We start from the raw sequence: 24357 nt of genomic DNA, 5'->3' as shown, positions 1-24357 counted from the left end.
GGATCCAAACATGCGTAAACCGTTTTACGTGATCGCCGCGGCCGCCGGCCTCGGCCTTGTCGCGGCGACCGCTCTGCCCGCCATGGCCGTCGACACCACCGTCACTTTCGCGATCACGACCGCCGGCCTCACGATCAGCGCGCCGGGGTCGGCGAACATCGGCTCGGTGGCGTCCGGCTCCGCGAGCATCTCGGGGCAGATCGGTCCCGTCACGGTGACCGACCTGCGCGGCACCCTGAACGGTTCCTGGACCGCGACCGTCATCGGCACCGACTTCACCACCGGCGGGGGCACGGGGCCCGAGACCATCCCGGACATCAACGTCAGCTACTCGCCCGGGCCTGCCACCGCCACGACGGGCACGGGCACCTTCACGCCCGGTCCCGGCGGCATCATCAATGTGCCGCGCGTCGCGTTCACCGGTACCGCGCTCACAGGTAACAACACCGCCACCTGGGATCCGACGCTCACCGTGACGATCCCGGCCGCGGCCGTCGCCGGAACGTACACCGGCACCGTCACCCACTCGGTCGCCTGACCGGAGCCGGCGGCAATCGTGCCTCTTCGTCACCTCGCTTTGGGGCTGCTGGCGGCCGGGGCGCTCGCCCCGGCCGCCGGCACGCTCGACGGGCCGGCGCCGGGAGCGGCGGGATCATCCGGGAAGAGCATCGGGATACGCCTGGTCGACGCGCCCGTCGACGCGCGGGCCAACTCGCGGGCCTGGTGCTACATCATCGATCACCTGGCGCCGGGTTCCGTCATCCACCGGCGGGTCGAGGTGTCCAACGCGACCGATTCGCCCAGGACTCTTTCGCTCTACACGGCAGCGGGGGCGATCCGCGATAGGAGATTCCAGTTCGCCCCAGGTCGCACGCCCAACGAGCTTTCCACCTGGACCACCACGGACCGGTCCGAGGTCGCCATGGCGCCGCATGCCCGCTCGATGGTCACAGCGACCATCGCCGTGCCGCGCGACGCCGCCCCCGGTGAGCGCTACGCGGTGATCTGGGCCGAGGCGGTCAAGGCCCCGCCGCCTGGTGGAGGCGTCTCCGAGGTCAACCGGGTCGGTGTCCGGATCTACCTGTCCGTCGGCTCCGGCAACCCGCCGGCGTCCTCGTTCACCATCGACTCGCTGACCGCCGAGCGGTTGGCGGACGGCCGGCAGGTCGTCCTGGCGCAGGTGCACAACACCGGAGGCCGCGCGCTGGACCTGAGCGGCGACATGAAACTGTCGAACGGCCCCGCGAACCTCAGCGCGGGCCCGTTCAAGGTCGAGACCGGCACCACGCTCGCTCCCGGGAACATCGGATCCGTCACCGTGGTCCTCAGTGAGCAGGTACCCGATGGTCCGTGGCGCGCCCGCATCCGTCTCCAGAGCGGGCCGACGAAACGCGCCGCCGAGGCGACCATCCGGTTCCCCGCCGCCGTGGGGACGGCGCGAGCGATCAAAGCGGAGCCGGACACGAGCCGGCTCCCCATGGCGGTGCTCGTCATCGGCGTCGTCCTGTGGGCGCTCACGACGGCCACGGGCCTGCTCGTCCAGCGAAGGCGCCGTTCGCGCCGGGAATGGAGCGCCGCCGGGAGAGATCTCTAGGCGAACCAGTGGGTGATAGCCGCCGGCCACGCCGGCGGGCAGGGTCACGGTGGTCGTCGATCGGGCACCACCCCTGCTGAACGAGTGCTTGGTCGATCCGCGATCGGCGTGGGACCATGGGAGCCGGCGTCTACGAGAGGCGGCTCCATGCTGGAAGGTGCCGCGGGTCATGGCATCACCTTCGTACTGGCCATGATCTCGGCGACCGTCTTCCTCATCCTGCGGTGTCAGCGCCTCGGCCGGCCGTTCGGGCCGAGCAGTCGATGGCTCGCCCTGGTGGTGATCATCCTCACGGCACTGGCCACGACCCTTGTCGCCCTGGTGGTGACGGGACTGAACGACGAGCTCCGCGCGCTGGTCGGCGTCGTCGCACCGAGTGGGCTCTGGCTGGGGTACATGCGCCAGCGCCAGGACGGGCGCCGCTCGCTCGGACAAGAAGTGATGACGTTCTGGCTCGCCTCACTGCTGGAGCGATTACACCAGGCGATGGCGGAGGATCGCGAGGTCTGGTGCGAGAGCCGGGTGGACGACACCTGGAGCACGCACCAGCTGAGCATGGCCGCGGAGCACTACCACGAGCGCATTCGCCAGCGGATGTCGGCGGACGAGCGGCGCAGGGAACGCGTCCAGAGCCGGCTGCAGGCGATAGAACGGCGTCTGGACGTCGCGGCGCTCATCGAGGACGGTGCGGGCAAGTCGAAGGTGGTCACCGCGCTCAGCAGCTCTCCGGTCACCAGGAAGACCCGCTACCAGCGGTATCTCAATGACTTCGCCCGGCTGCACGGGGTGCTCGTCCACGATGCGGAGCGCGAGCTGATGCGCCTGCTCGACTCGGCGTACCGGTGCGGGCTGCGGTCGCTCACGCGCTACGACCCGGCCGTACTCGATGTGGCGAAGGCACGGTCGCATCCGTGAACGGCCGGGACTCTTCACCGGTCGTCGAGAAGCTCAGCGGACTCCGCGATGGCGTTCAGGCTGAACTCGAACCGCGTGCCGAGTGCCTCCACCACCGCGCTCACCGTGCGCAACGTCAGATTCTCGTCACCGGACAGGATCTGGCTCACGCGGCCCGCCGACACGCCCATGAGGGCGGCGAGGTCGGCACGGGAGATCTTGTGCTGCCGCATGTACCACGAGATCTCGTCGGTGATCTCCTGGGCGAGCCCCCCGGGCTCCGCCGACCGGCGCTCCTCGAAGGCGGACCGGTCCGCCTGACGTCGTAGGGCCATGGCGAGCTCGCTCTCGTGCTGTCGCTTCCAGTGACTCAACATTAGCCTTGCCTAAACCTTTAGTCAAGCCTAAAGCCGAGGGGCGTCCATCCGCCACATCGGCTCCAGACGAGGGCTTGTAAAGTGATATCACTTTGCTATGGTTGTGCCTGTAGATGACAACCCCCGAGGGATGGTGGCAGCGGTGGAGAAGATCGGTGAGGTGGCTGTGGAGATGCCGGCTCCGCAGGTGAGTGAGCGGCGTCCGCTCAGCGTGTCCGGCTGGCCCATGCTCGGTCTCGCCCTGATCATGGCGATCCCGGGCGCCCTGGTGCTGTACCGGGCGAACGAGGGCGGGTCCTCCGGCCTGGTGCCGGTGGGGCTCCTCCTGCTGCTGGTGGCGGTCCTGCTGCTCGGCGGCATGATGGCGATCGCCCCCGGCGAGGCGAGGGTCGTGCAGCTCCTCGGCCGCTACCTCGGCACAGTGCGCACCGACGGGCTGCGGTGGGTCATCCCCTTCACCCAGAAGCGGAAGATCTCCACCAGGATCCGCAACCACGAGACCGGCGTCGCCAAGGTCAACGACGCCGACGGCAACCCGATCGAGATGGCGGCGGTCGTGGTGTGGCAGGTGGAGGACACCGCGAAGGCGGTGTTCGAGGTGGATGACTTCGTGGAGTTCGTCTCCATCCAGACCGAGACGGCGGTCCGTCACATCGCGGGCAGCTATCCGTACGACTCCCACGACACCGGCCAGCTCTCGCTCCGCGACAACGCCGACGAGATCACCGGCAGGCTGTCGACCGAGATCGCCGCGCGCGTCGCGTCGGCCGGGGTCAAGGTCATCGAGTCGCGGATCACCCGCCTTTCGTACGCCCCGGAGATCGCCCAGGCCATGCTGCGGCGCCAGCAGGCAGGCGCGGTGGTCGCGGCCAGGCGGCAGATCGTGGAGGGCGCGGTCGGCATGGTGGAGGCGGCCCTGCACCGGCTCGACGCGGCGGACGTGGTCAACCTCGACGACGAGCGGAAGGCGACGATGGTGAGCAACCTGCTCGTCGTGCTGTGCGGCGACAGGGATGTGCAGCCGGTCGTCAACACCGGCTCCCTTTACCAGTGACCGAGCGGAAGAAGATCCTTCTGCGGCTTGATCCGGCCGTCCACGACGCGATCACCCGGTGGGCGGGGGACGAGCTGCGCAGCACGAACGCGCAGATCGAGTTCCTGCTCCGCCGGGCCCTCGCGAACGCGGGCCGGCTCCCCGGCGACGTGGGGCGCATGCCCCGGCGCGGCCGGCCCCCCAAAGACGACGAGAGCCCCGGCCGTGACGGCGACGGCGGCGAGGTACACGACGGCCTTGGCGCCGGCGACGGCGGCACACGTGACGGCAACGGAGAGGAGTGAACGGTGGACGTACCGGAGTTCCTGCACGAGCGGGTCTATCTGCTCGCCTACGACACCGAGCGGGGGCGGATGGCCGAGCGCTGGCATCTCGGCTACCTGGTGCGCGCGGGCATCCTGGCCGAGCTGCTGATCCAGGGCCACCTCGCCGACGCGACCGGCGGGCCGGTCGCGCGCACCCCGGCGGTGGCCGACCCCCTGCTCGACGGCGTGCTCCAGCAGGTCGCGGGCTCGCGGCGGCGCACCTGGCAGCACTGGGTGAGCAAGGGCTCGGGCGCCGCCGCGCGGGAGGTGCGCGACCGGCTGGAGTCCGGCGGCTGGATCCGTGTGGAGCACGGCCGCCTCCTCGGCCTCTTCCCCACGGCCAAGGTGACCGTCCGCGACACCCGCGTGGTGAAGCAGCTGGTCACCATGGCCTCCACGGCGCTGCGGCCCGGTCGGCCCGCGTCACGGCTCGACCCCAGGGACGCCGGGCTCGCGGCCCTCGCGGCGGCGGTGAAGCTCAGGACCGTCCGGCCCCGCTCCCAGTGGCGCGCCGTCCGCAACCGGAGCGACGAGCTGTCGGAGGTGGTGGCCCCGGTGCCGAAGGCCCTTCGCAAGGCCATCCAGAGCGCCGAAGCGGCCGCCGCCGCGGTCTGATCAGCCCGCGTACGAGCCGAGCACGTCGAGCGTCTGCGGCGCCGGGGGTTCCCCCACGATCCACTTGGCCACGGTCGCCCGGAGCTCCTGCGCCACTCCCATGCCGGGCAGGGGGTTCTCGACCCCCTCGTCCAGCTCCAGCATCGCGACGAACTCGGTGCCGCCGGCCGCGCGGTAGTAGGAGTACCGGAGGCCCTCCGGCCGCCGCGACGCGAGCGCCGCGAACGCCGCCTCGACCGCGCCGGCGACGTCCTCGACACCGTCTTCCGCCACCTGGTAGCGAATCATCATCACGGACATGCCAATCTCCTCGTCGATCGTCTCTGCTCTCACCGACATGACGGAACGCGACCTGGAATGGTGACCGATGGCACGACCGACCCGAGCGGGCGGCCTCCGGTCACTCAGGGCGCGTCGTATGCGTCATGAACATGACGGAGCGCGGCGGGGAAAGGTGACCGATGGACGAGCATGACCGGCTGGCGGAACGATTCGAGACGCATCGCGGCCACCTGCGGGGGGTCGCCTACCGGATGCTGGGCTCGCTCACCGAGGCCGAGGACGCCGTCCAGGAGGTGTGGCCCCGGCTCAGCCGCGCCGACCTCAGCGGAGTCGAGAACCTCGCGGGATGGCTGACCACGGTCGTCTCCCGGGTGTGCCTCGACATGCTGCGGTCCCGAAGGTCACGACCGGAGGAACCCGCCGGGCGGCCGGGGCCCGACCTGGCCTCGGACCCCGGCGAGGGGGGCGACCCCGAGCACGAGGCGCTGCTGGCCGACTCGGTCGGCCGCGCGCTGCTCGTGGTGCTGGACAGGCTGGCGCCCGACGAGCGCATCGCGTTCGTGCTTCACGACATGTTCGCGGTGCCGTTCGACCAGATCGCCCCCATCGTGGGACGCTCGCCGGTCGCCGCGAAGAAGCTCGCCAGCCGCGCCCGCCACCGGGTGCGGGGTACGGCCGCGGTGTCCGGCGCCGAGCCGGCCCGGCACCGGCACGTGGTGGACGCCTTCCTCGCCGCCTCGCGTGGTGGCGACATGAACGCGCTTCTCGCGGTGCTGGCCCCCGACGTCGTACGCCGGGCCGACCGCGCCGCCCTGCCCGCCGGCGGGAGGGCGGAGATCCGCGGCGCGCGGGTCGTGGCGGAGGAGGCCGTGGTCTTCGCACGGCATTCGCGGTTCGCCGAACCGGCGCTCGTGAACGGGGCCGTGGGGATCGTCGTGGCCCCCCGTGGACGGCTGCTCATCGCCCTCACCATCGCGATCGAGGGAGACAGGATCGCCGCGTTCGAGGTGATCACCGACCCCGCGCGCCTCCACCGGCTCGACCTGGCGGTCCTGGACGACTGACCCGCCCCTCACACGCGGGGTGCCCCGGCGTCCACGATTGACCGACTGAATCGTCCACGTGGCGGGCGTGCCGCGAGGCCTGCTCACGATGTGAAACCCCGACACACACAGTCGACGGGTCGATCGTCGACTGAGGCGCTACGGGCGCGGCGGGTACGGCGGCTCGGGGGGAAGCGGGGGAAGCGGGGGCATCGGGGGGCCGCCCCGGCGGGCGTCCCTGCGGGCCTGGCGGAACTGCTGGCGCTGCTCGCGCCACTCGTGGCGCTGCTCCCGCAACGCGTCATGCTGGGCCCGGTGAAGCTCGTGCCGCTGCGCGTGGAAGCCGCGCAGCTCCTCGCGGGCGTCCCGCCGCCTCTCCCCCGCCCATTCACTCCAGGCGGCCCGCCCCCGCTTGATCGGCTTGGCGCGGGAGTCGCCCACGACCTTGACGTCCCCCATCAGCACGTACGCCCGCACCCGGATCACCGGGACGTTCTGCCCTGGCGGGGCCTCCAGGACGTCGACCTTCCTGTCGCCCATGACGGCGACGCCGCTCAGGTCGACCTCCACGCCGTCGGGAACGATGATCTTCACGCTGCCCATCACCGCCGTGGCGACGATGTCGACCTCGTTGGAGCGCACCTCGGCCTCGCGGAGGTCGAGCGTCACGTCGCCCATCACCGCGACCGCGCCGACCTCCTGGTCGACGCGCCACTTGCCGCGCCGCTTGGTGTCGCCCATGACCGCGACGTACCAGCGCCTGGCCAGGCCGGGCCGTGGGGCCGAGGCGGCGGGGGCGCTCGCGGGGAACGGCCGGGCGCCGGCGGCGCCCGGCAGGTCGCTCGTGAGCTGGGCCAGCTCGGCGTGGTTGGTGGCGAGGTAGGCGGCCTCGGTGCGCTCGGTCAGCTCCGACAGCGTCAGGCGCCCCTCGACGGAGGCCTCTCTGAGCTGCTCCACCACGGCCTCGCGCTCGGCGTCCGAGGCGCGCATACCACCCGGATCGTTCATGTCAATGAATCTAGCGCGATGTTCCCGATAGTCCGATCCTCCGAAAGGAGGAAACCCGCCGTCAGGGCCCCGACAGCGCGGGCGAGGCCTCCAGCACGTCGCGGGCCAGGGCGGCGTCGCCCGTCACCTTCACCGGGATCGTGCCAGGGGTGCCGCGCCCGCCGAGGAGAAAGCAGAACTCCACGACGTCACAGGTGAGGTCGGCGTGCGCGGGTGAGCCGTCGTCGGGCACGGCGACGCGGGTGACGTCGAGCGGAACGTGCCAGGCGCCGCCTCCCGGCCCCGTCAGCGTGAGCCGTATCGCCCGGCCTCCGCCGTCGGCGCCGGAGAGCAGCATCGTCCACGGGAGCAGCCGCGCGCAGAAGTCGGCCGTCGGGTGCAGGTGCTCGGCGAGCGGCCGGGGCAGGGGCAGCCCGACCACCGTGGCGGCGTCGTCGGTGTGGATCCAGGTCTCCAGCATGCGGGCCAGCAGGTGGTCGGACACCGGGAAGCTCATGCCCCCAGGGTCGACCGGCGTGGCGGGCTCCATCTTGGCCGCGGACTCGCAGATCGCCTCCGCCTGGGCACGCCACTCGGCACGGACGCGCTCGGGCGGCAGGCCGTCCGCGAAGGCGATCATGTCGGCGGTGCGGCCCAGGGTGTCGTTGGCGGCCAGCGGCGGACCGGCCACCGGGGCGCCGATCGCGGCGGCGACCAGGCTGTCGGTGGCGGCCAGGTGGGCCACGAGCTGCTGGAGCGTCCAGCCCTCGACGATCTCGCGCGCCCAGTCGGCGGGCGAGGCCGAGGCGAGCAGGGCGTCCATGGCGGCGACCCGGCCCGCGTACGAGGCGACGAACCCGGTGGTGACGGCCGAGCGGCGGGCGGAGCGCGCGGCGGCGAGCAGCCGTGTCAGGGCACCGGGAGGCGGCGCGTCACCGGCCTCGGTCATCATGTCGAGGCTCAGGCGCGTGTACGGGTCGGAGGGGCCGGGGATCTCCTCGCCGGGCGCCGGGTGGCGATCCACCGTCACACCTCCTTCTCGGCCAGCTCGTCGGCGAGCCGGCGAAGGCCCAGGCGGATGCGGGACTTGACGGTCCCCTCCGGCAGGCCGAGATCCTCCGCCGCCTGGCGGTAGGTACGGCCACGGTAGTACGCGAGTTCGATGGCCTCGCGCAGGCCTCGGGGAAGCCGGCTGACCGCGAGCCGCACCCGGGCGACCTCGTCGGCGGCGAGGACCCAGTCTTCGAGCGGGCTCGGCTCGGGCTCGGCGAGACGGGGGCCGAGGGCGGAGACCCGGTGGCGCTCCTCGGTGCGTACGTGGTCGACGGCGCGGCGGTGGGCGATCGTCGCGAGCCACGAGCGCAGCGAGCCGCGGTCGGGGTCGAAGGCCAGCGGGCGCTCCCAGAAGGTGACGAAGACCTCCTGGACGATGTCCTCGGCGATCACGCGGTCGCGCGTGACCCGCAGCGCGAGTCCCAGCACCAGCGAGTACAGCCGGTCGTGCACCTCGCCCAAGGCGCTCTCGTCCCCGCCGACGACCCGCTGGTGAAGCGACCGGTCGTCGGTCTGCCCAGGCGCCTCCACCGGCCCCACCCCTCCTCGCTCGGCCACCCGAGCATCCCACTGTTCCCGGGAAATGTTGAGATGGATGGCGAAGCGCGTATCAAGAAGTGCGCTTCGCGACCAAGAAGCGCGCATCGACCCGCACGGAGGCTCCCTTGACGCACGACGTCTTCAACCAGGTCCCCCCGCTCACCGGCCACGACGTCTCCGCCGACCCGAGCCTGCTGGACGGCGTGAAACGCGAGGGCGCCGACTGGGCGCTCGGGGAGCTGCGCACCCTCGGAACGCTCGCCGGATCGGCCAGGGCGCAGGAGTGGGGCCGTCTGGCCAACGAGCACCCGCCCGTCCTGCGCACCCACGACCGGTACGGCAACCGGATCGACGAGGTGGAGTTCCATCCCGCGTGGCACGAGCTGATGTCGGTGGCCGTCGGCCACGGCCTGCACGCCACGCCCTGGACCTCGCCCCGCCCCGGCGCCCACGTGGCCCGCGCCGCCAAGTTCTACGTATGGTCGCAGGTCGAGGCGGGTCACGGCTGCCCGATCTCCATGACGTACGCCAGCGTGGCGGCGCTGCGGCACACCCCGGCGCTGGCGGCCGAGTGGGAGGGGCCGCTGGCCTCCCGGAACTACGACTTCGGCCTGCGGCCGGCCTCCGCCAAGCGGGGCGTGCTCGCGGGGATGGCGATGACCGAGAAGCAGGGCGGCTCGGACGTCCGCGCGAACACCACGAGGGCCGAGCCGCTCGGCGACGGCACCTGGGCGATCACCGGGCACAAGTGGTTCAACTCGGCGCCCATGTGCGACGTCTTCCTGGTGCTCGCGCAGGCCCCGGGCGGGCTCTCGTGCTTCCTGCTCCCCCGCGTGCTGCCGGACGGCTCGCGCAACGCCATGCGGATCATGCGGCTGAAGGACAAGCTCGGCAACAAGTCCAACGCCTCGGCCGAGGTCGAGTACGAGGGCGCGGTGGCCCACCTGGTCGGCGAGGAGGGCCGGGGGGTCAGGACCATCATCGAGATGGTCAACATGACCCGGCTCGACTGCGTCATCGGCTCCGCCTCCGGCATGCGGTACGGGGTGACGCAGGCCGTCCACCACGCGACCCACCGCAGGGCGTTCGGCAAGGCCCTGGCCGACCAGCCGCTGATGCGCAACGTGCTCGCCGACCTGGTGCTGGAGTCGGAGGCCGCCACGGCCGTCATGGTGCGCCTGGCGGGGGCGACCGACAAGGCGATCCGCGGCGAGACCGGCGAGGGCGTGCTGCGCCGCACGGCTCTGGCCGCCGCCAAGTACTGGGTGTGCAAGCGCGCCCCGGTGCACGCGGCCGAGGCGCTGGAGTGCCTCGGCGGCAACGGGTACGTCGAGGAGTCGCAGATGCCCCGGCTGTTCCGGGATTCCCCGCTCAACGGCATCTGGGAGGGCTCGGGCAACGTCGCCGCGCTGGACGTGCTCAGAGCCATCATGAAGGAGCCCGAGACCCTCGACGCGTTCTTCGAGGAGGTGAACCTCGCCGCAGGCGCCGACCACCGCCTCGACATCGCCATCCACCAGGCCAAGGATTACCTCACCGACACAGCCGACATCGACTACCGAGCCCGCCGAGTAGTCGAACGCCTTGCCCTCACTCTCCAGGCATCCCTGCTGGTCAGACACAGTCCCCCGGCCGTGGCCGACGCCTTCTGCGCCTCCCGCTTGGGCGACGACTGGGGCCACGCATTCGGCACCCTCCCCCCTGGCGTGGACCTCGCAGCGATCATCGACAGGGCTACCGTGAAGATCAACTAGACAGGCTCGGGAGCGGCCCGAACGAGGCGGTACCTGGCCGCTCCACCGAGCATCCCCAGGCGGCTGGCAATCCCCCACGAGAAGATCATCCGCTGGCGCCGCCGCTAGCAATCAGCGGTTTCCCCGAACCCCTGGCGACGCTGAGATCAGCCGGTCGAATCCGACCTGTTTCGTCTTTCTCGTCGATCAGTCGGCTTCTGTAGGCGCGGGGCTGCCCGGCGGCGCCCTGCGGGGCGTGAGCGCCCTGTTCCACCTCGTCTGCGGGGCGGCGCGGACAGCGGCCGAGGCCCGGCGCGCGGAAGCCAAGACGGGGAAGGCCGACAGCGACTGGTGGGCGGGGCGGACCGCCCTGCCGGCGGAGGCCGCCCCGACTTCGCCGATCTGGCCGGCCGGGTTCTTGATGCCCGGCGCGAAGACCCACTCGCCGAGTGCCGGGTTGAGCCGTCGCCCCCCGACTACCGGAAACGTCGGCTCGCTCGCCGGCCTCCGTACCGCCGCCGCGATCGTTGATTGACTTGCTCACCAGGACGAAGTGAACGCCTGAAGGCGACAGATGCCGATCAAGGATGACGATCGACTGAGCTGAGAGCTCAGAGTTCGATGGTACGACTCGTCTTGGATCCTTGGTAATAGTTGTTGTAATAGAAGCGGCATGTGGCCTTGTAGTGGTCACCGTTGGTGCCCTTTATCCAGCCCGACTTGCCGGAGACGTACCTTCCGTACTTGCCGACGCTGACCACGATCCCATGAGTGTGCCAGTTGAAGGAGTGGCGATGGATGGGGCGGCAGCTGATCTCCCAGTTGTAGGGGTGGGGGCAGGAGCGCCCATCCACCGTCCCGGAGATCCCGTAGTGCGTGTTGTCCTTGCGGGCGATGTAGACGGCGTACGTGCTGCAGGCCCTTGTCGCTGTAGCGGCCGTCCCAGCCTGGCGCATCACCATGGCGGCGTCGGCCGATCCGGTGAAGAGACCCCCTGTCCCCAGCGCCATTGCGATCACGGATGTCCGGAGGATCCATCTGCGCGTGCGCGTCCCGGAATCGTACATCATTTCTCTCCCTTTTTGTTGTCGCCATCTCGTAGGCGAGATTCAATGGAGATCTGGCTAAGAGCCTGTGACGGGGAAGGTTGGTCTTCAGGCCCCGGGAGCTTTGTGCTCCTCTCGAGAGCACGCTGGTTCGTCTTAAACGATGCGGCGGCTACAAATTTCTAGGCGTCTTAAAAATAGGGCAGCCCGTCAAGGCGAACCAATGGTCACGACGCACAATTCGGGAGCCGTATGGTGCACGGTGCACAATCGTATTTGTCCCGCGTGAGCCGGGACCGTGTGCCGTCCGGCGGCGAGATGGTCGCGTCCGTGATCTGAGCCGGTCAGCGCAGGGGTGACGGCGTCGCGATACGGCCGGTGATGTAGAGGGCGTGGACGAGGTCGTAGACGCCGGGCCCACCCGAGAGGAGGTCGCGGTTGAGCAGGCTTTGCGCGGTGATGAGGTGAGCTCTGATGGTGTTGCGGCTGATACCGAGGCGGTGGGCGGTCTGCTGGGCGTCGATGTTGGTTTCGATCCATGCTCGCAGCGTCTCGTGCAGGTCGTGGCGGTGTCTGTGCTGATCCAGCGGTTTGAGGAACCCTTCAGCCCATTGGTGGGCGGCTTGTCCGCGCAGTGCCCGGGCGACGTCCGGCAAGGCCGCCGGGTCTGGGCTGTCGCCGAGGCCGGGGCTGGTGATCCTCAGTGCCAGGGCCAGCGCGGCGCGACAGCCCACGTCCCTCAGTTCCAGCCTGAGCGCTTCCTCAGCGCGCTTGAGGTGAGCTGTGACGGTGTTGCGGCTGATGCCCAGGAGATTCGCGACGCCGGATCGGGGGAACTGCAGGGCCAGGCCGAGGATGTCGACAGTGAGTTTGGGAGCGGAGTCCAGCGGCTGAAGCAGGCAACGGGCCCAGCGGTGGGCCGGCTCGCGTGGCAGGACCTCGTCCAGGGACGGCTCGCCCTGGAAGACCGCTACCCGGGCGACGCTGTGGCGGGCAACTGCCACGGCGTGCAGGGCCTCCTCATAGGCCTGCGCTGTCGCGGTCAGCGGATGCGGCCGGCTGATACCCAGCAGGTACGGCGGATCGGCCGCCAGGCCCCGCAGCAGTCCGGGTAAGCCGCGCCGGTCGGCGCCCGGCCCTTCGTCTTCGTCTTCTCCGGCTAGGCAGATGAGGTGCTCGTCGTACACGGGACAGCGCATCATGAGGCCGCGGCCGTGGTAGCCCGAGGCGTCCTCGTATGCCCACGCGATGCGGTCACGCTCCGCCGGGGCGCACCGGAGGATACAGACCCGCAGGTGGCTCGCGTTGAGCAGCGGCGGGACAGCCCCGGCGCTCATCCTGCGAGCCAGGGTGACGTCACCCGCGACCATCGCCATGCACAGGGCCAGCCGCATCTGGTGGGATTTGCGGCTGTAGGCGAGGGACACCTGGGCGGCTTCCCGGGCACGGTACAGGGCCGCGATGATGCTGCCGGTGTGCGAGCACAGCGACACGGCCTCACGTGGCAGGGCCTCGGTGCCGACGACCAGCAGCACTGGACGCGGGGGCTGGGTGCCGACGGCTTCCAGGAGTATCCGAAACCCCCCGGCTTCCTTGGCCACCGACGCGGCCTCCCCATGGGCCAGGTGTCTGAGGGTCGGCTCCAGCGGCCCCAGAATCTCTCTGGGAAACCCGGACGTCGACAGGTCCACTGTGCCTGAGTGGCTGACGAGGGCGATCTCCACACAGCATTGCTCATGCAGCCAACTGACTACCGCATTGAGGCGGGCATCCAGTTCCGGCCTACGGGCCGCCTGGCCGACCAGACGGAGGAATTCATCGAGACGCCCGTCAAGCTCCGATGTCTCCCGCGCGTACCCCACAGCGCGCCCTCTCCCTCCTTCCTTCTTTAGTGCGACTACGGCGCCTTCCGGGCATCAGGCCGCAGGCCAGTCACGGGAAGGCCGGTCACCAAAGTCTTTACCAGCAGGAGTGGAGAAACCAGACAGGCTAAGTTGTTGCAAGCCCTTTAGGGGAAAACCCACAGGACCGAAACGGTCGGCGGGACTCGGTGGTGCCGTCACTGCCCGTTCTGTTCCTCGGGCTGTTCAGGAGAGGGGCCGCCGGCGACGGTGAGGGCCACCGTGTCGGAGCTGTAATCCCAGGCCAGGTCGACGACCCAATCGTCCTTGATACGGTCGGCCGTGACGGGACTCGCGGTATGAGCCTTGTCAGGGTCGCCGAAGAACAGGTAGTACTTGGGCTTCAGACCACGCCGGTCCAGCTCGGCGCGGACCTCCACCACCGTCTTGCCGCGGGCCTCGTAACCGTCCAGTGCGTCACTCTTCATCAGTGAGTCGTTCACCGGCCCGTTCGCTCTATAAGGTTCACCAGGGGCCGCGGGGCGACCGATGCCGATGACGATCTTCCCGGTATAGCCCGCGGGTATGCTGATCTGCCCACACCACACCGAACCACAGGCACGGATTGCCTTGATCGTCATGCCCGTGCCCTCCGGAAAGTCCCCAGGTGCCAGTGGACCGATCATCTTCCCCACCTGCCTGGGCCGGACCGGGATCTTCTCCACCACGGCGTCCAACCCGACGGCGTGGAAAGCCTCGGTGAAGGTCGTGACGTCGGCCTTGGGGTCGTTGACGGTGATGTCGAGGTACTGGTCGACCCGCTTCAGCGAGACGGCGGCGTTGGCGTACTCGGTGGCCGGGCCGCGGGCCGGCAGCCCGACGACGATCGCGGCGGCCACGGAGAGGGCCATCACCATGCCGATCAGGGCAGGTCTGCGGGCACGGCCGCGCCGGAAGGCAGACCAGGAAGGTCGGCGGCGCTCTGGCGGAGTCGCGACGATCTCCTCGAGAAGGTCATGGACTCCCTGGCTCATAGCGGGTTCGGCGTGCCCCGCGGCAGGGTCGATGGCGAACACCATACGGTCGATCTTGCTCATCGGTTTTCCCCCCTGAGCGCGGCCATCACAGATACTTCCCCGGTCGTCCCGAGCAGCTTGGCCAGGCGCTTGCGGGCGCGGTGCAGGCGCAACCGGGCCGCGGTGTCGCTGCAGCCCAGCACCTTGGCGATCTGCGGACCGGACAGCTCCTCCCAGCAGGCCAGCGCCAGCACCTCGCGGTCGGCCGGGGCGAGGGCCGCGAACGCCGTCCGTACGGCGTCGGTCCGCGGATCGGCGAGCGGCGCTTCCTGCCCGGCGGCCAGCTCATCGCGCAGCCGCGAGGCCAGCGCGGTGCGTCGCGACTCCCCGCGCCGGTGGTTGGCCAGGACGCGGCGGGCGGTGCCGTACAGCCACAGCACCGTGGCCTCCCCTTGAGGAATGTCGTCCAGCCGCCGCCAGGCGATGAGGAAGGTCTCGGCGATCACATCGGCGACATCGTCGGCCGAGTCGGTGCGGCGCAGCGCGTAGCGGTGGACGGCTCTGTAGTGGGCGAGGTAGAGCGCCTCGAAACGATCTCGCACGCCGGGAGGCACAGGATCGTGCACAAACTTCTCCTCATCAAAGGTGCCGAAACACCTCAGCAGATGTCCGGCACCTCCGCGAGTGTTTCATCCCTTGGTCAACGGTCCTCGTCCGCGCGTGGTGGCGGACCGTCCCATCGGCGGCACGTGGCCGTGGGTGCCGGGGAGGAGCGACTGCAGCGCCGCGAGGCCGCCGGACTCGACGGGTGAGGGGGGCGCGGACTCCGGCGCGGTCGAGCGGAACGTCGTCGGTGCCATCCCGTAGACCGCGCGGAACCGGCGGGAGAAGTGGTACGCGTCGGCGAAGCCGCACTGTACGGCGATCGCGCCCATGGAAAGGTTGCTCTGCCACAACAGCGGTTCGGCTCTGGTCAGGCGCAGCAGCTCGATGGCGGCGACCGGCCCGACGCCGAACCGCCGCCGGAACGTGCGGCACAGCGTGCTCGGCGAGACCTGGGCGGCAGCGGCGAGCCGTCGCATCGGGATCGGCCTCGCCCGCCCGTCGGACCAGTGCTCGCGCACCGCGCGCATCATCGCGACGACCGGTTCCGGCAGGGTCGCGGGTGCGGGTTCCGCCGGCGCGGGACCGGCCAGGAAGGTCAGCGCCAGCAGGCGGAGCGTCTCGCACGCGTGGACCTGCCACGCGGGCGGGCACTCGGTCCCGAGCCAGAGCAGGTACTGGCACAGGGCGCCCATCGGTTCGTGCCGGCCGGTCAGGTCGCGCACCAGCGGCCGGCCGGCGGGCACGTGGCCGGTGAGCGTGAAGTGCACGTACGCGTGCCGGGTCGGGGTGCGGGGATCCCAGCGGAACGAGTCGCGCATTCCCGGCCGGACGAGCAGCAGCTTCCCCGGGGTCAGCGGTAGCGCGACCTCGTCCCACAACCAGGTGGCGCTGCCCCGGAGGAGCCAGACGAACTGGTACGACCTGGCGACCCGCGGGCCGAACGTCGAGCCCGGCGGGTAGTCCGCGACGGTGGGCCCGAGGCGGGGTACCAGGTCGACGGAGATCATCTGCGGGCCGTCATCTGTCACAGCCGCCGTCCCGGTTCGGGCGAACCCGTGGCCGTCGCACCTCCTGCAGACCTTTGTACTCGTACGGGTCGGTGCCGGCGACGAGGACGATGTCCCGGTAGTCCGCCTGCGCCATGTTCGTCCCCTCCGGTGGGGCATCCCACGGCAGCAGGGACTCCGCGCTCATGTAGTGGTTGACCAGCGCACGCCGGTAGCCGTGCCGGCCGCTGTTGGGCAGCGACTTGTGCAGCAGGTGGCCGTTGAACACGAGCACGGAGCCGGCCGCGATCTCGACGGGCACCGCGTCGGAGTCGCCGAACGGGAAGCCGTAGGACTCCACCGTGCAGTCGTAGCGCGGGTCGTCGTGGTCGCGGTTCGGGTAGAGCACGCCGGACCGGTGCGATCCCGGCAGCACCCAGAGGCAGCCGTTCTCGATGGTGGCGTCGTCGAGCGCGAGCCACGCCGCCGCGAGCGACCGGTCGCGGGTCGGGATGAACATCTCGTCCTGGTGCCAGGCCTGCCCCGGCTCTCCCTCGGACTTGATGAACAGCATCGACTGCATCGCCTTGACGTTCGGGCCGATCAGCGAGGTGAGCGCCGAAACGATCGCCTGATGGCGCATCGTGGCGAGCATCAGGCCGGAGAGCTTGTGCGGGTAGTGGATGCACAGGAACCTGCGCAGCACGTCGTCGTCGGTGTCGGCGGGCCCGGCGGGGAGCGCGCCCTGGATGTCGCCGAGCTCGCCGCGGCAGATGCGGACGGCCTCTTCGACCAGCTTGTCGACCTCGCCAAGGTCGAGGGCGTGCTCCAGGACGACATAGCCGTCACGCTCGTACCAGGCCTTCAGTTCAGCGTTCGTCACCGCTCAATCATGGCTTTCCCCGCCGCGTTCCAGCCATGGTGCGAGCGCGCACCAGGATGGCGAATCGTGTCATCGCTTGACCCTTGCCGAAACGGGTGATTAGCATTCGACACGCTTACTAATACGTATTAATAGGAGTTGACGTGGCTCCTCCCCGACGACAGCGCCGGGCCACCCAGGTGGACATCGCCAGGCGCGCCGGTGTCTCGCAGGCGACCGTGTCGCTCGTCCTCAGCGGCGGCGCGGTGAGCGACCAGATCGCCGAGCCGACGCGGCAGACGGTCCTCGCGGCGGCCGCCGAGCTCGGCTACTCGGTCAACGTCGCCGCCCGCAGCCTCAAGGGGGGTCGCAACCACCTGCTGGGCCTGTACACGTTCGAGCCGGTCTTCCCGACCGACCAGCGCGACTTCTACTTCCCGTTCCTGATGGGCGTCGAGGAGGAGACCGCACGGCAGGGCTACGACCTGCTGTTGTTCAGCTCGGTCGGCTCCGGCGACCGCGCGATCTACTCAGGCGGGGTGAACCGCCTGAAGATCGCCGACGGCTGTGTGCTGCTCGGCCGCAACGTGCGCCGCGAGGAGCTGGCGGAGCTGGTCAGGGAGGACTTCCCGTTCGTCTTCATCGGCCGCCGGGAGCTCGAGGGCGCCGAGCTGTCCTACATGGGGGCCGACTATGTGACGGCCACCAGCGACCTCGTCGCGGAGCTGATCCGCTTGGGGCACAGGCGGATCCTCTACCTGCGCGCGGTCGAGGACACCGAACCCACCCGCGACCGCGAGGCGGGTTACCGGCAGGGCCTCGCCGCGGCCGGGGTCGCGGTGGACGAGTCGCTGATCCGCGGGCTCGCCGACCCCGCCGACCTGTCGCCCGAGTTCGTCGAGCGCTGGACGGGCGCGGACGGCGTCACCGCCATCCTCGTCGAGCCGAGCGAGGACAACCGCCTGACCGCCGCGCTGGACGCGATCAGCGCGGCGGGCAGGGTGCGCTTCCCGGGCGACTGCTCGATCGCGCTGCTCGGCGACCCGCCGTCGTGGACTCCTGAGCTGCGGGACTGGACCCGCTTCTCCCTGCCCCGTGCGGAGATGGCCCGAACGGCCGTGCGGATGCTGGTCGACCTGCTCGGCGAGCCGGCCGGCGCCCCCCGGCAGGTCACCGTGCCGTGCGGCTTCGTGGCCGGCGATTCCATCGGTCCCGCTCCCGGCCGGACGTGGTCCCGGTGACCCGCATGGTGGCGCGCCCGGACCGGCGCTGATCGACCGGCCGGTGGCGACGCCGCGATCGAAAACGACGAAGCACATCTCTTACCCGGAGGTAGAACGTGGCACAGCCGGATCCGAAGCACACCCACATCGGCCGCAGAACCTTCGGCATAGGGGTCGCGGCGGCGTCACTGGCCGCCGCGATCGGCACGGCCGCCCCCGCCGCGGGCGCGACGACTGCTCGGCGGCGGCCGGTCGCCTTCGACGACACCACGCTGTGGGACAACACCGTGGATCCGCTTGAGAGCTACCACGTCCACGGACTGACGGTGCTGCCGGACGACACCATCCTCGTCGCCACCGAGGGACGGCACGAGGTGTGCGACGCCGGCCCTCGCGACCTGCTGGTGCGTCGTAGCGAGGACGGCGGCGACACCTGGGAGCAGACGCGGACGCTGGTCGCGTCGGCCGGCGGCCAGTCGTGGGGCAACCCGGCCTTCGTCGTCGACCGGACCACGGGCGGGGTCTTCCTGTTCTACATGCTGTCGATCCTGCTGCCGGAGAACACCGGCTGCTCCGGCGACATCGGCGACCTCTACATGATCTCCAGCGCGGACGGCGGCCGCACGTGGAGCGAGCCGCGTGAGATGTCCGGCCTGTTCGACCACTTCCCCTACGACTGGGCACTGCACGGCCCCGGCCCGGGCCACGGCATCCAACTGGACAACGGCCGGCTGCTGCTCAACTGCTCGCACCGTCGGGTGATCATCGGCAACACCGTCGAGCAGCGGTACTACGGCGTCGCGTCGATCTACAGCGACGACCACGGCCAGACCTGGCAGGCGACCGGGGAGGTGCCGGTCTCCGTCGACTACCCGATCAACGAGGCAAGGGTGGTCCAGCGATCCGACGGCACGGTGCTGGTCAACGGCCGCGCGGCCTCGGGCGGTAACCGGCAGCGGATCGTGGCGGTCAGCGCCGACCGCGGGCTGACCTGGTCGCCGCCGCGCCTGGACGGGTCCACCGGCACGTTCAACGCCGTGGACGCGAGCCTGCTGCGCTACACCGGCGGACCCGGCTCGTCCGAAGTGGACCGGGTGCTGTTCAGCCGCCCCGATTCGCCGGTGCGCACGAACATGACGGTCTCGGTCAGCTACGACGAGGCGCACTCGTTCCGCTACAGCCGGGTGATCAACGAGGGCCGGTCGTACTACTCCGAGCTCGCCCGGCTCTCCGACGGCACGATCCTGCTGGTCTACGGCTGCGACGGCGACAACCCGAGCTTCCCGCGCCGGGTGGCCATCTGCCGGTTCTCCCTCGAATGGCTCACCCACGGCCGGGACGGCCTGCGCAGGGGTCCCCGGTACGACGAACGCCTCGTCGACCTCTCGACCGGCGCGCACGCCTCCGGCGGCACCGTGTCGATCGTCACGGACGCGGTGGCCCGCGGGGGAAGCCGAGCCGTGTTCACCCCGGACCAGGCCGGCGCCCACGTCGAGTACACAGTGGACGTCCGGCGGCCGGGGTCCTATGAGCTGCTGCTGCGCTACTTCCGGGCCGCCGCCGGCGGTCTGGTCACCGTCACGGTCGACGGCCGCAGGCCGAGGACCGCGGTGCTGGACACCACGGCGGACCGGGCCGACGGCTACGACGTCGCGCGGCTCGGCACCGTCGGGCTGAAGGCGGGGCGGCACAAGATCCGGTTCACCGCGTCCGGGGCGGGCCGCGGGGGCGGCACGCTGGTCTCGCTGGACACGCTGAGCCTGATCGGCGCGCCGTCACAGGCCGACGTGCGCGACGAGGTGGTGGTCGACAACGACGAGCTCGGCTACCAGGTGGTCAGCGGCACCTGGTCGGCGGGGACGAGCGTGGCCGGCTACCGGGGCGGCAACTACCGCTCGGCGCCCGCCGGAACGGGCGAGAGGGTCGTCCGATGGCGCCCGGTGGTCCCGCACGACGGCGACTACGAGGTCCAAGTCTCCCATACCGCGCACGAGAACCGCGCGAGCGACGCGCCGTTCACGATCATCCACGCGGGCGGGACCAGCGTGGTCCGGGTCGACCAGCGGGTGCCCGGGGTCACCGAGCCGCGCGGCGGCTCGTGGGTGTCGCTCGGCACCTACCGCATGACCGAGGGACCGGCCACGATCGAGCTGAGCAACGCCGCCAACGGCGTGGTCGTCGCCGACGCCGTCCGGTTGCTGCGCTAGTTCCTTCCCTTCCTACGGAGAGGCGGACGGCGGAGCCCGCACTTGGGAGCCCTGTGTGCGTAGTACGTCACCGAGCCGCTACGGGCGGGAAACGGGGAGGAAACAGGCTGGCATTGTCATGAGAGGGACTCACCGGCATGTGGTGAGGCGCACCTAGGGTTCCGCCCTCCCGCGCGGGGAGGGGCTGGTCCAAGAGGTGCAGGCGGCCTAGGCCGTTCCACGGCGGGACAAAAACCCGGGAGACAGTCATGTCGGCTGCCTCCTGAGTGAGGCGTTCTCAAAAGGGAGTGCCGTGGGCCACCTTCACGACAATTACGGACCCGAGGCGCGCTACGCCGTCGAACGCGAGGCCGAGCTTCCCACCACCATGCACCGGCGCGAGATCGAGCGCGGCCTGGAGTACGGCCTGCAGGGCGCGGACTCGATCGTCGACCGCACCATCCCGACCTTCTCGCGGGGAGAGCTCCCGCACTTCGCCGGGATCAACACCTTCCTCAAAGCCCCGTACGTCGAGGACGTGCGGCGTTGCGGCGAGTACGACGTGGCGGTGCTCGGCGCCCCCTTCGACGGCGGCACGACCTACCGCTCGGGCACGCGGTTCGGCCCCCAGGGCATCCGCAAGATCTCGGCGCTTTACGGGCCGTACAGTTTCGAGCTGGGCGTGGACCTGCGGGAGTCGCTCACGATCGCCGACCTCGGGGACATCTTCACCATCCCGGCCAACATCGAGAAGACGTTCGACCAGATCAGCAAGGCGGTGTCGCACGTCTACGCCAGCGGGGCCTTCCCGGTGGTGCTGGGTGGCGACCACTCGATCGGTTACCCGACCGTACGCGGCATTGCCGAGCACGTTTCCGGAAATGTCGGCATCATTCACTTCGACCGGCATGTCGACACGCAGGAGACCGACCTCGACGAGCGGATGCACACCACGCCGTGGTTCCACGCGACCGACATCCCGAACGTGCCGGCGAAGAACCTCGTGCAGATCGGCATCGGCGGCTGGCAGGCGCCCCGTCCCGGCGTGAAGGTCGGCAGGGAGCGCGGCACCACCATCATGACGGTCACCGACTGCGTCGAGATGGGCATCGAGGCCGCCGCCGAGCGGGCCCTGGAGGTCGCCTGGGACGGCGCCGAGGCCGTCTGGCTGTCCTTCGACGTCGACTGCCTGGACGCGGCCTTCGTGCCCGGCACCGGCTGGCCCGAGCCCGGCGGCTTCCTCCCCCGCGAGGTCCTGAAGTTCATCCAGCTCATCGCCGACGCCCGGCCGCTCGCCGGCATCGAGGTGGTCGAGTGCGCCCCGCCGTACGACAACGCGGAGATCACCGCCCTCATCGCGACCCGCGTCATCTGCGACACCCTCGGGTGCCTCGTCCGCGCAGGCCACCTCCCGAAGCGCCCCGCCCCGCCCGCGAAGCCCGAGAGGGGAGCCGCATGAGACTCAGGCGCCTCATCCTGCCCGCCGCCGTCCTGCTCGTCCTGAGCACCGCCTGCGCCGCCCGGGAGACCGCCACGCCGCCGGCCTCGACCGGGGCGTCGAAGATCAGGCTCGGCTTCAGCGCGTGGCCCGGCTGGTTCCCCTGGCAGGTCGCGCAGGAGCAGGGATTGTTCGCCAAGAACGGCGTCGAGGTGGAGCTGAAGTACTTCGACAGCTACACCGACAGCCTCAACGCCCTGGCCACCGGCAACATCGACGCCAACAGCCAGACGCTGAACGACACCCTGGCCTCGATCGCCGGAGGCGCCAAGGAGACCGTGGTCCTGGTCAACGACAACTCCACCGGCAACGACCAGATCATCGCCAAGGAGGGCGTGAAGAGCCTCGCCGACCTCAAGGGCAGGACCGTGGCGGCCGAGCAGGGCACCGTCGACCACTACCTGCTGCTGCTCGCGCTGCGGAAGGCGGGCCTGACCGAGGCGGACGTGAAGTTCCAGCCGCTGCCCACCGACGCGGCGGCCGCCGCGTTCGTCGCGGGCCAGGTGGACGCGGTCGGCGTGTTCGCGCCCTTCACCACCACCGCGCTCAAGCGGCCGGGCAGCACGACGATCGCCAGCTCCGCCGACTTCCCCGGCGCCATCCCCGACCACCTGGTGGTCACCCGGGACCTGGTGGACAAGGACGAGAAGGCCGTGCAGGCGCTGGTGAGGACCTGGTTCGACACCATCTCGTGGATCGGGCAGAACCGTCCCAAGGCCCTAGAGATCATGGCGAAGCGGGCGGGGGTCGGCGTGACCGACTACGAGACCTACGACAAGGGCACCACGATCTTCACACTGGAGCAGAACCGCACGGCGTTCGCGACCGACCTGCCGGCGAGCGCCAAGGAGATCTCCGGCTTCCTGGTCGCCGGCAAGCTCGTCGACACCGCCCCCTCGCTGGAAGGCCTGCTCGAACCCAGGTTCGTCCAGGCGGTCCAGCCGTGAGCACCCGGGCCGCCGTCGCGGCCGTACCGGCGGTGAGGCCATGAGCGGCCCGGCCGCCGCCGAGGCCGTCCACGTGGGGGCGGCGGTGAGCGGCCCGGGGGCGGGCCGGCGCATCCGGCTGCTGAACTCCGCCGTGCCCGCCCGCATGGTCTGGGTCCTGCGCGCCCTGTCGGTGCTCGTGCCGCTCGCCGCGTGGTGGGGGCTCAGCGCGAGCGGCGTGGTGAACCCCACCTTCCTGCCCTCCCCCGCCGCCGTCTGGACGGCCGGGACGGACATGGCGGTCAGCGGCGAGCTGTGGACCGACCTTCTGGCCAGCCTCGGCAGGATCGGGCTCGGTTTCCTGCTCGCGGTGCTGATCTCGGTGCCGCTGGGGTTCACGATGGGCGCGCTCCCCTGGGCTCAGGCGCTGCTCGAACCGGTGATCGGCCTGCTGCGCTACCTGCCCGCCTCGGCGTTCATCCCGTTGCTCATCATCTGGCTGGGCATCGGCGAGGCGTCCAAGGTGGCGCTCCTGGTCCTCGGGGTGGTCTTCTTCAACACCCTGATGACGGCCGACGTCGTGCGGCAGGTGCCCCGGCGGCTGCTGGAGGTCTCCGCGACCCTCGGCGCGGGTCGTGTGCGCGTCGCCTCACGCGTGGTCTTCCCGTACGCGCTGCCCGGCATGATCGACGCGATGCGGGTCAACGCCGCGGCGGCCTGGAACTTCGTGGTCGTGGCGGAGCTGATCGCGGCCACCTCCGGGCTGGGCTACCGGATCACCCGGGCGCAGCGGTTCCTGCAGACCGACCGCATCTTCGCGATCCTGGTGGTCATCGGCCTGATCGGGTTGACCATCGACATCACCCTGCGCCTGGTGCGCGCACGCGTCGGGAGGTGGGCCGCGTGACGTTGCGGCTGGAGGGGGTCGGCAAGGAGTTCACGCCCGGCACTCCGGTGCTGGCCGGCCTCGACCTCACGATCGCGCCCGGGGAGTTCGTCTGCGTGGTGGGCGCCAGCGGGTCCGGCAAGAGCACCCTGCTGTCGCTGGTCGCCGGGCTCACGCCGCCGACCACCGGCCGGGTGCTGCTGGACGGGGACGAGGTGACCGGCCCAGGTCCCGACCGAGGGCTGGTGTTCCAGACGGCCTCCCTCTACCCGTGGCGGAGCGTGGCGCGGAACGTCGCCTTCGGGCTGGAGTCGCTGGGCATCCCCCGCGCCCGGCGCGAGGAGCGGGTGGGGCGACTGCTCGACGAGGTGGGCCTCGGCGGCCTCGCCACCGCCCTGCCGGGGCGGCTGTCGGGCGGCCAGCAGCAGCGCGTCGCCATCGCCAGGGCGCTCGCCTGCTCGCCGCGCGTGCTGCTGCTCGATGAGCCGTTCGGGGCCCTGGACGTGCAGACGAAGGAGGACATGCAGCTCCTCATCCGCCAGGTATGGCTCGACGTCTCCACGACTGTGATCATGGTCACGCACGACGTCGAGGAGGCGGTCTTCCTCGGGCAGAGGGTGCTCGTGCTGTCCTGCGACCCCGGCAGGATCGCCCGTGACCTCCCCGTCGGCCTCCCCGCCGCCCGCTCGCTGGAGGACAAGCGCTCGGCGGAGTTCCTGGCCCTCCGGGCGGAGGTCGAGGATCTGGTCCGTGCCGAGCACCGTGCGCACCAGGCGCGCGTGTAGGTTCGGCTTGGCAAGGACC

Annotated in this window: 26 protein-coding genes and 1 riboswitch; of the genes, 15 read left to right on the top strand and 11 right to left on the bottom strand. The window is 70.7% G+C overall.

Annotation, left to right across the window (positions count from 1 at the left end):
• Nucleotides 1–10 precede the first annotated feature (10 nt).
• The 3 genes from OG589_RS05095 to OG589_RS05085 all read left to right on the top strand — a co-directional run bounded on the left by OG589_RS05095 (nucleotide 11) and on the right by OG589_RS05085 (nucleotide 2509).
• On the top strand, nucleotides 11–538 hold the full coding sequence (locus tag OG589_RS05095) for a hypothetical protein (RefSeq protein ID WP_405146600.1): 528 nt from the start codon (nucleotides 11–13) through the stop codon (nucleotides 536–538).
• An 18-nt stretch (nucleotides 539–556) separates the two neighbouring features.
• Nucleotides 557–1594, top strand: coding sequence for a peptidase (locus OG589_RS05090; RefSeq protein WP_405146598.1), 1038 nt, complete (start codon nucleotides 557–559; stop codon nucleotides 1592–1594).
• A 147-nt stretch (nucleotides 1595–1741) separates the two neighbouring features.
• Complete coding sequence (locus OG589_RS05085; RefSeq protein ID WP_405146596.1) at nucleotides 1742–2509, top strand: hypothetical protein; 768 nt, start codon at nucleotides 1742–1744, stop codon at nucleotides 2507–2509.
• A 14-nt stretch (nucleotides 2510–2523) separates the two neighbouring features.
• On the opposite strand, the gene OG589_RS05080 is transcribed toward OG589_RS05085, so the two are convergent.
• A complete protein-coding gene (locus OG589_RS05080; protein WP_405146595.1) occupies nucleotides 2524–2823 on the bottom strand; it encodes a helix-turn-helix domain-containing protein in 300 nt (99 codons plus the stop codon).
• Between the two features lie 184 nt (nucleotides 2824–3007).
• Here OG589_RS05080 and OG589_RS05075 point away from each other — a divergent pair, with 184 nt between their 5' ends.
• The 3 genes from OG589_RS05075 to OG589_RS05065 are packed head-to-tail and all read left to right on the top strand — an operon-like array spanning nucleotide 3008 to nucleotide 4839.
• On the top strand, nucleotides 3008–3919 hold the full coding sequence (locus OG589_RS05075; RefSeq protein WP_405146594.1) for an SPFH domain-containing protein: 912 nt from the start codon (nucleotides 3008–3010) through the stop codon (nucleotides 3917–3919).
• Nucleotides 3916–4203, top strand: coding sequence for a hypothetical protein (locus tag OG589_RS05070; protein ID WP_405146592.1), 288 nt, complete (start codon nucleotides 3916–3918; stop codon nucleotides 4201–4203). The genes OG589_RS05075 and OG589_RS05070 overlap by 4 nt, the downstream gene beginning before the upstream one ends.
• Nucleotides 4204–4206: 3 nt before the next feature.
• Entirely contained in the window at nucleotides 4207–4839 is a 633-nt protein-coding gene (locus OG589_RS05065) for a GPP34 family phosphoprotein (RefSeq protein WP_405146590.1), read from the top strand.
• On the opposite strand, the gene OG589_RS05060 is transcribed toward OG589_RS05065, so the two are convergent.
• Entirely contained in the window at nucleotides 4840–5139 is a 300-nt protein-coding gene (locus OG589_RS05060) for a hypothetical protein (RefSeq protein WP_405146588.1), read from the bottom strand.
• Nucleotides 5140–5300: 161 nt separating this feature from the next.
• On the opposite strand from OG589_RS05060, the gene OG589_RS05055 reads away from it, so the two are divergent.
• Nucleotides 5301–6185 (top strand): sigma-70 family RNA polymerase sigma factor, encoded by an 885-nt coding sequence (locus OG589_RS05055; RefSeq protein WP_405146586.1) that lies wholly within the window; start codon nucleotides 5301–5303, stop codon nucleotides 6183–6185.
• A gap of 138 nt (nucleotides 6186–6323) precedes the next feature.
• On the opposite strand, the gene OG589_RS05050 is transcribed toward OG589_RS05055, so the two are convergent.
• The 3 genes from OG589_RS05050 to OG589_RS05040 form a co-directional block, all read right to left on the bottom strand.
• Nucleotides 6324–7172, bottom strand: a complete 849-nt coding sequence (locus OG589_RS05050) for a DUF1707 domain-containing protein (RefSeq protein WP_405146584.1) — start codon at nucleotides 7170–7172, stop codon at nucleotides 6324–6326.
• A gap of 61 nt (nucleotides 7173–7233) precedes the next feature.
• Entirely contained in the window at nucleotides 7234–8175 is a 942-nt protein-coding gene (locus tag OG589_RS05045; protein WP_405146582.1) for a maleylpyruvate isomerase family mycothiol-dependent enzyme, read from the bottom strand.
• 2 nt (nucleotides 8176–8177) lie between these two features.
• On the bottom strand, nucleotides 8178–8762 hold the full coding sequence (locus OG589_RS05040) for a sigma-70 family RNA polymerase sigma factor (RefSeq protein ID WP_405146581.1): 585 nt from the start codon (nucleotides 8760–8762) through the stop codon (nucleotides 8178–8180).
• 107 nt (nucleotides 8763–8869) lie between these two features.
• Between OG589_RS05040 and OG589_RS05035 the strand changes: the two genes are divergently transcribed.
• Both OG589_RS05035 and OG589_RS05030 read left to right on the top strand, forming a co-directional pair.
• Entirely contained in the window at nucleotides 8870–10498 is a 1629-nt protein-coding gene (locus OG589_RS05035; RefSeq protein ID WP_405146579.1) for an isovaleryl-CoA dehydrogenase, read from the top strand.
• A 235-nt stretch (nucleotides 10499–10733) separates the two neighbouring features.
• The gene (locus OG589_RS05030; RefSeq protein WP_405146578.1) at nucleotides 10734–11012 is read left to right on the top strand and encodes a hypothetical protein; all 279 of its coding nucleotides are present in this window, start codon (nucleotides 10734–10736) and stop codon (nucleotides 11010–11012) included.
• Nucleotides 11013–11088: 76 nt separating this feature from the next.
• Here OG589_RS05030 and OG589_RS05025 read toward each other — a convergent pair whose 3' ends face one another.
• From OG589_RS05025 to OG589_RS05000, 6 genes are all read right to left on the bottom strand, one after another.
• The gene (locus OG589_RS05025; protein ID WP_405146576.1) at nucleotides 11089–11487 is read right to left on the bottom strand and encodes a hypothetical protein; all 399 of its coding nucleotides are present in this window, start codon (nucleotides 11485–11487) and stop codon (nucleotides 11089–11091) included.
• Between the two features lie 380 nt (nucleotides 11488–11867).
• Entirely contained in the window at nucleotides 11868–13385 is a 1518-nt protein-coding gene (locus tag OG589_RS05020; protein WP_405146575.1) for a helix-turn-helix domain-containing protein, read from the bottom strand.
• Nucleotides 13386–13582: 197 nt separating this feature from the next.
• The gene (locus OG589_RS05015; RefSeq protein WP_405146573.1) at nucleotides 13583–14461 is read right to left on the bottom strand and encodes a hypothetical protein; all 879 of its coding nucleotides are present in this window, start codon (nucleotides 14459–14461) and stop codon (nucleotides 13583–13585) included.
• Nucleotides 14458–15006, bottom strand: coding sequence for an RNA polymerase sigma factor (locus tag OG589_RS05010; protein ID WP_405146571.1), 549 nt, complete (start codon nucleotides 15004–15006; stop codon nucleotides 14458–14460). Before OG589_RS05010 ends, OG589_RS05015 begins: the two co-directional genes overlap by 4 nt.
• Before the next feature lie 63 nt (nucleotides 15007–15069).
• Nucleotides 15070–16014: a helix-turn-helix domain-containing protein gene (locus tag OG589_RS05005; protein WP_405146570.1), complete on the bottom strand. Its 945-nt coding sequence runs from the start codon at nucleotides 16012–16014 to the stop codon at nucleotides 15070–15072.
• Nucleotides 16004–16855 (bottom strand): phytanoyl-CoA dioxygenase family protein, encoded by an 852-nt coding sequence (locus OG589_RS05000; RefSeq protein WP_405146569.1) that lies wholly within the window; start codon nucleotides 16853–16855, stop codon nucleotides 16004–16006. Before OG589_RS05000 ends, OG589_RS05005 begins: the two co-directional genes overlap by 11 nt.
• A 143-nt stretch (nucleotides 16856–16998) precedes the next feature.
• Between OG589_RS05000 and OG589_RS04995 the strand changes: the two genes are divergently transcribed.
• The 6 genes from OG589_RS04995 (at nucleotide 16999) to OG589_RS04970 (ending at nucleotide 24338) form a co-directional block, all read left to right on the top strand.
• Entirely contained in the window at nucleotides 16999–18075 is a 1077-nt protein-coding gene (locus OG589_RS04995; RefSeq protein WP_405146568.1) for a LacI family DNA-binding transcriptional regulator, read from the top strand.
• Nucleotides 18076–18173: 98 nt separating this feature from the next.
• Nucleotides 18174–20264, top strand: a complete 2091-nt coding sequence (locus tag OG589_RS04990; RefSeq protein WP_405146566.1) for an exo-alpha-sialidase — start codon at nucleotides 18174–18176, stop codon at nucleotides 20262–20264.
• 142 nt (nucleotides 20265–20406) lie between these two features.
• Nucleotides 20407–20508, top strand: a riboswitch (guanidine-I (ykkC/yxkD leader).
• 48 nt (nucleotides 20509–20556) lie between these two features.
• Nucleotides 20557–21702 carry an agmatinase family protein gene (locus OG589_RS04985; protein ID WP_405146564.1) on the top strand — a complete coding sequence of 382 codons (1146 nt, stop codon included), beginning with the start codon at nucleotides 20557–20559 and terminating at the stop codon, nucleotides 21700–21702.
• The gene (locus tag OG589_RS04980; protein WP_405146562.1) at nucleotides 21699–22688 is read left to right on the top strand and encodes an ABC transporter substrate-binding protein; all 990 of its coding nucleotides are present in this window, start codon (nucleotides 21699–21701) and stop codon (nucleotides 22686–22688) included. The genes OG589_RS04985 and OG589_RS04980 overlap by 4 nt, the downstream gene beginning before the upstream one ends.
• Nucleotides 22689–22728: 40 nt before the next feature.
• Entirely contained in the window at nucleotides 22729–23574 is an 846-nt protein-coding gene (locus OG589_RS04975; protein ID WP_405146560.1) for an ABC transporter permease, read from the top strand.
• Nucleotides 23571–24338 carry an ABC transporter ATP-binding protein gene (locus tag OG589_RS04970; RefSeq protein ID WP_405146558.1) on the top strand — a complete coding sequence of 256 codons (768 nt, stop codon included), beginning with the start codon at nucleotides 23571–23573 and terminating at the stop codon, nucleotides 24336–24338. Before OG589_RS04975 ends, OG589_RS04970 begins: the two co-directional genes overlap by 4 nt.
• Nucleotides 24339–24357 lie beyond the last annotated feature (19 nt).

The sequence above is a fragment of the Sphaerisporangium sp. NBC_01403 genome (assembly GCF_045040145.1).
In the GTDB taxonomy this organism is placed as follows: Bacteria; Actinomycetota; Actinomycetes; order Streptosporangiales; family Streptosporangiaceae; genus Sphaerisporangium; species Sphaerisporangium viridialbum.
This window is presented reverse-complemented; position numbering and strand designations above follow the sequence as displayed.